Genomic DNA, 9616 nt, shown 5'->3' with positions numbered 1-9616 from the left:
ATGCGCTCGGTGAACAGCGCCGAGGTGCTGCCGAACCGCCGGCTCGCCGTCGCCAACGCGGCCCGGGTCGTGGGGCTGGAACACGCCGAGGACATGAGGACGCTGGCCGGTGCCACGTGGCTCGGTGCGAGGCCGGAACCGTGGGCGGTCAACTGGATCACGGCCTACGCGATGACCCACACCGTCTTCCACCTCACCGACTGGGGCGGCAACCCGAGCGGACTGCCGCCCGAACTCGCCTCCTACCTGCACGACTGGCTCCCGGTGTGGATCGACGTCTGGCGCGAGGTGGGGCAGTGGGACCTCGTCACGGAGCTGCTCATCGTCGGTGCCTCACTCGAGGAGCCGTACTGCCCGCCGGAGGACTGGGAGGCGATCGCCGGCCTCCAGCACGAGGACGGTTTCGTGCCCCGTGACAGCGATCCGGTCGACGACGACCCCCAGCGCAGGTTCACGGACCATCAGCACACGGTCGTCGTCACGGCCGTGGCCGGCTCCATCGCACTCGCCCGCGCGCAGGGGCGGCGGTGAGGCCGTGACGGGGGCGCCACTGGCCACGCACCTCCGGCCTCTCCTGGCGTCCGCCCGGGGGCCGGGGGCGGCGGTCGCGGCCGTGCGGGGCGAGGAGCGTGCGGTGCTCTGCAGCGGCCCGGTGGAGGAAAGCACCCGGTTCGAGACGGGCTCGCTGACCAAGACCTTCACGGCGCTGCTGCTCGCCGAGCTGACGGCCCGGGGCGAGGCCGGCTACGGCGACCGCGTCGACCGCTACCTCCCCTTCCGGCTCCCCGGCCCGCCCCTCACCCTCCTCCACCTCGCCACCCACACCTCCGGCCTGCCCCGCCTCCCCCCGGGACTGCTCGCCCGGGCCCTGCGCAGCGGATGGCTCAGCAACCCGTACGCGGGTTTCTCCGAGGACGACCTGCTGGCCTCGCTGCGCCGCACCCGGCTGCGCCACCGCCCCGGCACCCGCGTGCTGTACTCCAACTTCGGCGGCGGCCTGCTGGGCCACGTACTCGCCAGGGCGGCAGGCGGCACCGGAGGCGACTACCCCGCCCTGCTCGCCGAGCGCGTCACCGGCCCGCTCGGCCTCGCCGACACGGACTGCGATGCCGGCCGCCCCCAGGCGACGGGGCACTGGCACGGCCGTCCGCGCCCCGCCCTGCTGATGCCAGGACTGGTCGCTGCGGGAGCCGTGCGGTCCAGCGCCCGGGACCTGCTGCGCGTCCTGGCCGCGCTCCTGGACCCGGAGACCGCCCCGGACCCCGTGCTGCGCACCGCGCTGGCAGAGGTGCAGCGGCCCCGGCTCAGCGTGCCGAGAACAGGCTCCCGGCTGTGCCTCGTCTGGAACCTCCGCCCGCGCCCGGGCGGCGCGCTGCTCCACCACTCCGGAGGGACCCGCGGCTTCACCGCCTTCGCGGGTTTCCTCCCCGGCTCCGGCACGGGCCTCGCGGCCCTGACGAACACGGCTCCCACCCCGCTGGCCCCCTTCATCCAGTCCGCGTACGGCGCTCTGTGCGGGCTGGACGCCGCACCCCGCGAAAAGGTGTGGACCGCTCGGGTGTGAAACATGATCGGCTCCACCGGTTCACGGCGATGGTCTTGCCCCGTTGTGTGACGGGGCTTACGTTCTCCTCCTGTGCACCGTGTCTACGGGCGTAGAGAACGAAGAGGCTCTCTGACGCCGCGTCGAAGGAGCAGCTCATGTCCCACGTCGTGCGCGCCGCACTCGTCCAGGCGACCTGGACCGGCGACACCGAATCCATGATCGTCAAACACGAGGAACACGCGCGTGAGGCCGCCCGGCAGGGTGCGGAGATCATCGGTTTCCAGGAAGTGTTCAACGCCCCCTACTTCTGCCAGGTCCAGGAGCCCGAGCACTACCGCTGGGCCGAACCCGTGCCGGACGGACCGACGGTCCGGCGTATGCGGGAGCTGGCCCGGGAGACGGGCATGGTGATCGTCGTGCCGGTCTTCGAGGTCGAGCGGTCCGGCTTCTACTACAACACCGCGGCGGTGATCGACGCCGACGGCTCCTACCTCGGCAAGTACCGCAAGCACCACATCCCGCAGGTCAAGGGCTTCTGGGAGAAGTACTACTTCAAGCCCGGCAACGTCGGCTGGCCGGTCTTCGACACCGCCGTCGGCAAGGTCGGCGTCTACATCTGCTACGACCGGCACTTCCCGGAAGGGTGGCGCCAACTCGGGCTCAACGGCGCACAGCTGGTCTACAACCCGTCCGCCACGTCACGGGGCCTCTCCGGCTATCTGTGGCAGCTGGAGCAACCCGCGTCCGCCGTCGCCAACGAGTACTTCGTCGCCGCGATCAACCGTGTCGGCCAGGAGGAGTACGGCGACAACGACTTCTACGGCACCAGCTACTTCGTCGACCCGCGCGGGCAGTTCGTCGGTGACGTCGCGAGCGACAAGGAAGAGGAACTCGTCGTACGGGACCTGGACTTCGGGCTGATCGAGCAGGTCCGACAACAGTGGGCGTTCTACCGGGACCGCAGGCCGGACGCGTACGACGGGCTGGTGCAGCCGTGACCGGACTGCACGAGCGGCACCTGGCCGTCAGCCCCGAGTGGCTGACGCTCTACTACCGGCACCCCCTGGAACTCACCCACGGCGAGGGGCGCCATGTCTGGGACGCGGACGGCAACCGCTACCTCGACTTCTTCGGCGGCATCCTCACCACGATGACCGCGCACGCCCTGCCCGAGGTGGCCAAGGCGGTCTCCGAGCAGGCCGGCCGGCTCATCCACTCCTCGACGCTCTACCTCAACCGCCCGATGGTCGAGCTCGCCGAGCGGGTCGCCGCGCTCTCCGGCATCCCCGACGCCCGGGTCTTCTTCACGACCTCGGGCACCGAGGCCAACGACGCCGCCCTGCTGCTCGCCACCGCCCACCGCGGGTCGAACCAGATCCTGGCGATGCGCAACAGCTACCACGGCAGGTCGTTCTCGGCCGTGTCCATCACGGGCAACAGGTCCTGGTCGACCACGAGTCTCTCGCCCCTGCAGACGCTGTACGTCCACGGCGGGGTCCGCAGCCGGGGACCGTACGCGGAACTGAGCGACGAACGGTTCATCAAGGCATGCGTGGCCGATCTGGAGGATCTGCTCGGGCACACCAGGGGCGCCGCGGCGCTGATCGCCGAACCCGTGCAGGGGGTCGGCGGTTTCACCGCGCCGCCCGACGGGCTGTACGCCGCCTTCCGTGAGGTCCTCGACCGGCACGGCATCCTGTGGATCTCCGACGAGGTGCAGACCGGCTGGGGGCGGACGGGCGACCACTTCTGGGGCTGGCAGGCCCATGCGCAGAACGGCCCGCCGGACATCCTCACGTTCGCCAAGGGCATCGGCAACGGCATGTCGATCGGCGGGGTCGTCGCCCGCGCCGACGTCATGAACTGCCTGGACGCCAACTCCATCTCGACCTTCGGCGGATCCCCGGTCACCATGGCAGCAGGCCTCGCCAATCTCTCGTACCTGCTGGAGCACGACCTCCAGGGCAACGCCCGGCGGGTCGGCGGTCTCCTCATCGAGCGGCTCCGGGCGGTCGGCGCGGGCTCGCCTGCCGTACGCGAGGTGCGCGGCAGAGGGCTCATGATCGGCATCGAGCTGGTGAAGCCGGGCACCGACGACGCCGACCCGGACGCCGCGGCGGCCGTACTCGAAGCCGCCCGGGCGGGCGGTCTGCTCATCGGGAAGGGCGGCGGCCACAACACCAGCGTCCTGCGGATCGCGCCACCCCTGTCCCTGACCGTCGCCGAGGCCGAGGAGGGCGCGGAGATCCTCGGCGAGGCACTGGACGCGGCAACCTGAGACGGGCCGCCCCGCGGCAGCGGCACCGCCGCGGGGCAGCCCGCCCCCGTACGTCATCACGCACCCGGTCCACCCGCGCAGTCCAGATCCGCCACCGCGAGGAGGGGTACATGAGCCGCACCGTCATCCACGGCGGCCTCGTCGTCACCGCGTCCGACGAGATCCACGCCGACGTACTCATCGAGGGCGGGCGCATCGCCGCACTCGCCGCCCACGGCACCGACGCCGCGGCGGGCTGGAACGCCGACCGCAGGATCGACGCCACGGGGAAGTACGTCATCCCGGGCGGTGTCGACGCGCACACGCACATGGAGATGCCGTTCGGCGGGACCATGTCCTGCGACACCTTCGAGACGGGGACCCGGGCGGCCGCCTGGGGAGGGACCACCACGGTCATCGACTTCGCCATCCAGCCGAAGGGCGGCTCGCTCCGGGAAGGGCTCGACACGTGGCACGGGAAAGCCGACGGCAGATGTGCCGTCGACTACGGCTTCCACATGATCATGTCCGACGTGAACGAGTCGTCCCTCAAGCAGATGGACGCGTTGGTCGAGGCCGGCGTGACCTCGTTCAAGCTCTTCACCGCCTATCCCGGAGTGTTCTACTCGGATGACGGCCAGATCCTCCGCGCCATGCAGCGCGCGGGCACCAACGGCGGTCTGGTCATGATGCACGCCGAGAACGGCATCGCCATCGATGTCCTCGTGGAGCAGGCCCTCGCACGAGGAGAGCGTGACCCGAGATATCACGGGGAGGTGCGCAGGGCTCTCCTGGAAGCCGAAGCGACACACCGCGTGATCCGGCTGAGCCAGGTCGCCGGCGCCCCCGTCTACGTCGTCCACGTCTCCGCCCGGGAAGCCCTCGCGGAACTGACGCGGGCCCGTGACGAGGGACTGCCGGTGTTCGGCGAGACGTGTCCGCAGTACCTCTTCCTGTCCACCGACAACCTGGCCGAGCCGGGCTTCGAGGGTGCCAAGTACGTCTGTTCGACGCCACTTCGGCCCAAGGAGCACCAGGCGGCATTGTGGCGGGGGCTGCGGACCGATGACCTGCAGGTCGTCTCGACGGACCACTGCCCGTTCTGTTTCAAGGGCCAGAAGGACATGGGCATCGGCGACTTCTCGAAGATTCCCAACGGCATGCCGGGCGTGGAGCACCGGATGGACCTGCTGCACCAGGCGGTGGTGGACGGGCACATCTCCCGCCGCCGCTGGATCGAGATCGCGTGCGCCGCACCGGCCCGGATGTTCGGCCTCTACCCGAGGAAGGGGACGATCGCGCCGGGCACGGACGCGGACATCGTCGTGTACGACCCGCACGCCCAGCAGGTGCTGTCCGCCGGGACGCACCACATGAACGTCGACTATTCGGCGTACGAGGGCAGGCGGATCACCGGGCGGGCCGGGACGGTCCTGTCGCGCGGGGTCCCGGTGATCGAGAACGGCGCGTATGTGGGACGTGCGGGGCACGGGGCTTATGTGCCCAGGGGTGTGTGCCAGTACCTGTGAGTGCGGGGCGCGCTCGGGCCGCGCCCCGCAGTGGCCGGGCGGAAGCGGCCGAGGAGCCGGTTCCTGACCGGGCGGCCGCAGGCGGTGCGCCTTCGGAGCAGGCGGGTCCCGCCCCGGCCGCGTCGCACGCCGTGAACCGGATGCTCCCCGGGCCCTGCCGAGCCCCGGCCCCGCTGTTCAGCAGGCCGTGCGCCAGGCGTCCAGCTCCCACTTCTTACGCATGGAGGAGAGCCCCAGCTTGCGGGAGCCGGGGCAGAAGCGGTGGGCCGGCACGGTGTACTCGACGTGGAAGACCGCTTTGCCGGCCTTGACGAACGGTGTGAGCCGCGCGCACTCGGCGTACTGCGCGCACTGCTCGTTGACCGCGAAGTCGAAGTCGTCCACCAGCTGCGGGATCTGCGGCAGGTCGTTCTTCAGGCCCACCGCCAGGCCGCGTGCGTGGGCGATACCGGCGATCATGCGGTTGTACCTCAGCTGGTCCCGCGCGGTGAGCGGGAAGCCGGTCTCATGGCTGTACCCCTCCACCAGGTCGGGCTCCACCGCGTCGAATCCCTTCTCCCGGCACATGTCGAACCGCCGTTCCATGATCGGCCGCAGCAGGGAGATCCGCCGGATGTCGAGCCAGCGCTCTCCCTGCCAGCCGTTCGGCCCGCCCAGCACCGAGCGGGGGAAGGCGTCCTTGTCGGGCCGGTAGTCCTCCCAGGCGCCCACGTTGATGTAGCAGATCACCTTGCGGCCGGCGCGGTGCAGCCGGGCGACGTCCGCAGCGTCGTTCTCGAAGCCGTCGATGTCGTAGACCGGCACGTCGGCCGCCGCGGCGTCGACCTTCCCGTCGAGCTGCCACTGCCAGGCCAGCCCCGGCCGGGGCTGCCACCGCTCCTCCCGCGGTCCGCCCGGCGCCGTGCCCCTGCCGCCGCCCGTACCGGAACAACCGGTCAGCGCGGTCGTCACCGAGACCACCAGTACGGTCAGCAGGGCCGCCCACGCCCGGCCTCCGTGCCTCACCGCTCCGCTCCGGTCAGCACCGGCGTCAGCCGGGACCACGGGTTGGGCGGCTCCCCGGTCACCGGCCCGGAGACGGCGGCGCCACGCTCGCGGGCGGTGCGCACGGCCAGCGGGGCCAGCGCCTCGGGCACGCCGTACACCAGGTGGCAGAAGCGGTCGGGCGAACGGCGCGTCGTCCAGTCGGGCCTGCTGAACGCCGACACATAGGTGGACCAGGGGCCCTCGAACGTGACCAGGAGATCGGCGATCCGGGCATAGCCGGGGGCCGGGTGCACGCCCGGGTTGAGGACCACGGGCGAGGCGCCCTGCCGGCGCAGCGCGCGCACCAGCTTCCGGTAGGCGGGCAGCGCGCCCCCGGCCGCGCTCACCCGGTCCAGGAAACAGCCGTCGGTCGCGTACCACTCCCGGTGCCGGGCGGCGTCGGCGGTGACATCCGCAGCGGGCCGGGCGCCGTAGTCGGTGTCCACGTAGCCGAGCAGCCGGGCGCCCGCTCCGCGCAGTGCGCCCGCCGCGGAGACGAAGGCGGGATCGGGGCCGCGGCCCGGCCCGTCCGCGGGATTGAGCACGACCGCGCAGGTGCGGTCGGCCGCCGTGATGAGCCGGTGCCAGGCGCCCGGGTCCACGGCCGGGTGGACGTACAGCGGGATCAGCAGGCTCACGACGGCAGCCCGCTTTCCTCGTGCGGGGACGGAGGGCGGGCGCCGGCCGACCACAGCGCCGCCAGGGACTCCCGGAGCGTGTACGAGGGGTGCCAGTCGAGGGCGGTCCGGGCGGCGGAGATGTCGGAACACTGCCAGGACACCTGCTCCGAGCGGGCCGAGCCGGCGCCCTGTTCCTCGATGCGTCCGCCGAAGTGCGCGATGTCCGCGAGCGTGCGCACCAGACGGCGCACCGGGACGGCCTCGCCGCCGCTGATGTTGAGCACGCGCGGCAGTGGCCCGGGCGCGGTCACCGCCCGCTCCACCGCCCGTGCCACGTCGCGTACGTCGACGAAGTCGCGGTAGGCCGACAGGTCCCCGAGGCGGAGCACCGCGTCCGGGTCCGGACCCGCCTCGCGCAACAGCCGGGTGACCCGGCCGGGCAGCCCGGCGGGCGGTGCCCCGGGCCCCACCGGATTGCCGACCCGCAGGACGAGCGCGTCCAGGCCGCAGGCCGAGACGGTGATCGTGCCGGCCAGTTTCGTGGCCCCGTAGACGCTGAGCGGGTGGGTGGCCGCCGACTCCGGTGTCGGGACCCGGCCGGCCCCCGGGCCGTACTCGGCTGCCGAACCGAGATGGATCAGCCGGACCGAGGGACAGGCCAGGGCCATCGCCGCGCACAGGACGGCCGGCCCCCGGGCGTTGGCCTCCGCCAGCGCCACCGGGTCGCCCCCGGTCGCACCGGCGCAGTTGACCACGACGTCCGGCGCCACCGACGCCAGGGTCTTCGCGAGCCGGTCGGTGGAGTCGGTGGCGAGGTCGACGGGTACGCCGGCGGCGGGGGACCGGCCGCCGGCGAGGACCCGCGCGCCCCGGAGGGCGCCGAGCCGCTCGGCGACGTGGGCCCCCAGATAGCCGGTGGAACCCAGGACGAGAATGCGCATACGGTGCTCAGGCTCCCTTGAGCAGCAGGGACTTGCGGCTGGTGAACTCCGCGTTGGCACGGTCGTAGTCGTCGGGGCGGCCGATGTCCAGCCAGTAGCCGTCGAAGTCGTAGGCGTGCGGCGGGTTGCCGGAACCCAGCAGGTCCAGCACCAGCTCGTCGAAGCCCAGCGGCAGCCCGGCGGTGTACCCGTCGAGTGTGGACCGGGTCAGCCCGTACACCCCCATGGAAACGCGGTAGTCCATGCTCGGCTTCTCGGTGAAACCGACGACCCTGCTCGCGTCGGTGGTCAGCACCCCGAAGTCGATGCGTACCTGGCGCGCGTACGTGGCGATCGTCAGAGGTGCTCCGGAGACCTGGTGGCGGTGGAGGACGTCGGCGTAGTCGAGGTCGGTGAGGATGTCTCCGTTCATCACGAGGAAGTGCTCCGGAAGCCGCTCCCGCATCGTCAGCAGCGGGCCCATGGTCCCCAGCGGGGAGTCCTCGGTGGAGTAGTCGACCGACAGGCCCCACTGGGAGCCGTCGCCGACGTAGGCCCGGATGATCTCGCCGAGATGGCCTATGGCGATGGTGCAGCCGGTGAAGCCGGCCGAGGCGAGCTGGCGCAGGACGATCTCCAGGATGGCGTGCTGGTCGCCGATGGGCACCAGCGGCTTGGGCAGGGCCGTGGTGTAGGGCCGCAGCCGGACGCCCTTGCCTCCGGCCAGGATCACTGCGTGCATGGTCTTCCCCCTTGCTCGACGTGCCGGACGTGGTCGGATTCAGATGTTGTAGATGCCGGTCTTGTAGCGGGCGAGGTTGGCCGGTTCGCGGAAGAACTCCACCGTGCGGGCGAGTCCTTCCTCCAGGGTGTGCGCCGGGCTCCAGCCGGTCGCCGCGCGCAGTCGGCCGGCGTCCGCGACCAGTCGCATCACCTCGGAGTTCGCGGGCCGCAGCCGCTGCGTGTCCTCGCGGACGTCGAGGGCGGTGTCCATCACCTTGCCGATGAGGGCGACCAGGTCGCCGACGGAGATCTCGCCGCCGGTCCCGGCGTTGAAGGTGCGGCCCACGACCTGCTCGGCGGGCGCGGAGCCGACCGCCAGGAACGCCTGCGCGGTGTCCTCGACGAAGGTGAAGTCACGGGTGGGACGCAGGTCGCCGAGGGTGATGGTCCGCTCCCCGGCCGCGACCTGCCCGATGACGGTCGGGATCACGGCCCGCATGGACTGCCGCGGCCCGAAGGTGTTGAACGGCCGCAGCGTCACCACCGGGGTGTCGAAACTGGCATGGTAGCTGTCGGCCAGCCGGTCCCCGCCCGCCTTCGAAGCCGCGTACGGCGACTGGGTGTTGATGGGGTGGTCCTCGGTGATCGGCACGGTCTGCGCGGTGCCGTAGGTCTCGCTGGTGGAGGTGTGCACCAGCCGCGGTGTGCCCGCGGCCCGCACCGCCTCCAGCACGTTCAGTGTGCCGGTGACATTGGTGTCCACGTAGCTGTGGGGCGCCCGGTAGGAGTACGGGATGGCGATGAGGGCGGCCAGGTGGTAGACGCTGTCGGCCCCTTCGACGAGATGGCGGACCGAGCCCGGGTCCCGGACGTCTCCGAGGACGATCTCGACCTGGCCGAGGACATCGGGGGAGAGGGTCTCCAGCCAGCCGTACGAGGAGAAGGAGTTGTACTGCGCCATGGCCCTCACCCGGTGCCCGGAGGCGACGAGCGCC

Annotated in this window: 10 protein-coding genes; 5 read left to right on the top strand and 5 right to left on the bottom strand. The window is 71.7% G+C overall.

Features of this window, described 5'->3' with window-relative positions; all coding sequences use genetic code 11:
• The 5 genes from VN520_RS23940 to hydA all read left to right on the top strand — a co-directional run.
• Nucleotides 1–531: DUF6895 family protein (locus VN520_RS23940; protein WP_414719929.1), on the top strand; the 531-nt coding region annotated here is incomplete at its 5' end.
• Between the two features lie 4 nt (nucleotides 532–535).
• Nucleotides 536–1564, top strand: coding sequence for a serine hydrolase domain-containing protein (locus tag VN520_RS23935; RefSeq protein WP_325748997.1), 1029 nt, complete (start codon nucleotides 536–538; stop codon nucleotides 1562–1564).
• A 137-nt stretch (nucleotides 1565–1701) separates the two neighbouring features.
• The gene (locus tag VN520_RS23930) at nucleotides 1702–2544 is read left to right on the top strand and encodes a nitrilase-related carbon-nitrogen hydrolase (RefSeq protein ID WP_325748996.1); all 843 of its coding nucleotides are present in this window, start codon (nucleotides 1702–1704) and stop codon (nucleotides 2542–2544) included.
• Nucleotides 2541–3824: an aspartate aminotransferase family protein gene (locus VN520_RS23925; protein WP_325748995.1), complete on the top strand. Its 1284-nt coding sequence runs from the start codon at nucleotides 2541–2543 to the stop codon at nucleotides 3822–3824. Before VN520_RS23930 ends, VN520_RS23925 begins: the two co-directional genes overlap by 4 nt.
• A gap of 110 nt (nucleotides 3825–3934) precedes the next feature.
• Nucleotides 3935–5332: a dihydropyrimidinase gene (gene hydA, locus VN520_RS23920; RefSeq protein WP_325748994.1), complete on the top strand. Its 1398-nt coding sequence runs from the start codon at nucleotides 3935–3937 to the stop codon at nucleotides 5330–5332.
• A 177-nt stretch (nucleotides 5333–5509) separates the two neighbouring features.
• On the opposite strand, the gene VN520_RS23915 is transcribed toward hydA, so the two are convergent.
• The 5 genes from VN520_RS23915 to VN520_RS23895 form a co-directional block, all read right to left on the bottom strand.
• Nucleotides 5510–6337, bottom strand: a complete 828-nt coding sequence (locus VN520_RS23915; protein WP_325748993.1) for an endo alpha-1,4 polygalactosaminidase — start codon at nucleotides 6335–6337, stop codon at nucleotides 5510–5512.
• Complete coding sequence (locus VN520_RS23910; RefSeq protein WP_325748992.1) at nucleotides 6334–6996, bottom strand: spherulation-specific family 4 protein; 663 nt, start codon at nucleotides 6994–6996, stop codon at nucleotides 6334–6336. The genes VN520_RS23915 and VN520_RS23910 overlap by 4 nt, the downstream gene beginning before the upstream one ends.
• The gene (locus tag VN520_RS23905) at nucleotides 6993–7919 is read right to left on the bottom strand and encodes an NAD(P)-dependent oxidoreductase (protein WP_325748991.1); all 927 of its coding nucleotides are present in this window, start codon (nucleotides 7917–7919) and stop codon (nucleotides 6993–6995) included. The genes VN520_RS23910 and VN520_RS23905 overlap by 4 nt, the downstream gene beginning before the upstream one ends.
• 7 nt (nucleotides 7920–7926) lie before the next feature.
• Nucleotides 7927–8640, bottom strand: a complete 714-nt coding sequence (locus tag VN520_RS23900; protein ID WP_325748990.1) for a nucleotidyltransferase family protein — start codon at nucleotides 8638–8640, stop codon at nucleotides 7927–7929.
• Nucleotides 8641–8679: 39 nt separating this feature from the next.
• A partial coding sequence (locus VN520_RS23895; RefSeq protein ID WP_325748989.1) for a GDP-mannose 4,6-dehydratase occupies nucleotides 8680–9616 on the bottom strand: 937 nt, incomplete at its 5' end.

Source organism: Streptomyces sp. (assembly GCF_035563135.1).
GTDB lineage: Bacteria > Actinomycetota > Actinomycetes > Streptomycetales > Streptomycetaceae > Streptomyces.
Note: the sequence above shows the minus strand (reverse complement) of the source record. Positions and strands in the feature narration are given on the sequence as shown.

Bases quoted from the DNA above. Each gene is read 5' to 3' on its own strand.
- VN520_RS23905 (WP_325748991.1), bottom strand. From the start codon at position 7,919: ATGCGCATTCTCGTCCTGGGTTCCACCGGCTATCTGGGGGCCCACGTC.
- hydA (WP_325748994.1), top strand. From the start codon at position 3,935: ATGAGCCGCACCGTCATCCACGGCGGCCTCGTCGTCACCGCGTCCGAC.
- VN520_RS23900 (WP_325748990.1), bottom strand. From the start codon at position 8,640: ATGCACGCAGTGATCCTGGCCGGAGGCAAGGGCGTCCGGCTGCGGCCC.
- VN520_RS23930 (WP_325748996.1), top strand. From the start codon at position 1,702: ATGTCCCACGTCGTGCGCGCCGCACTCGTCCAGGCGACCTGGACCGGC.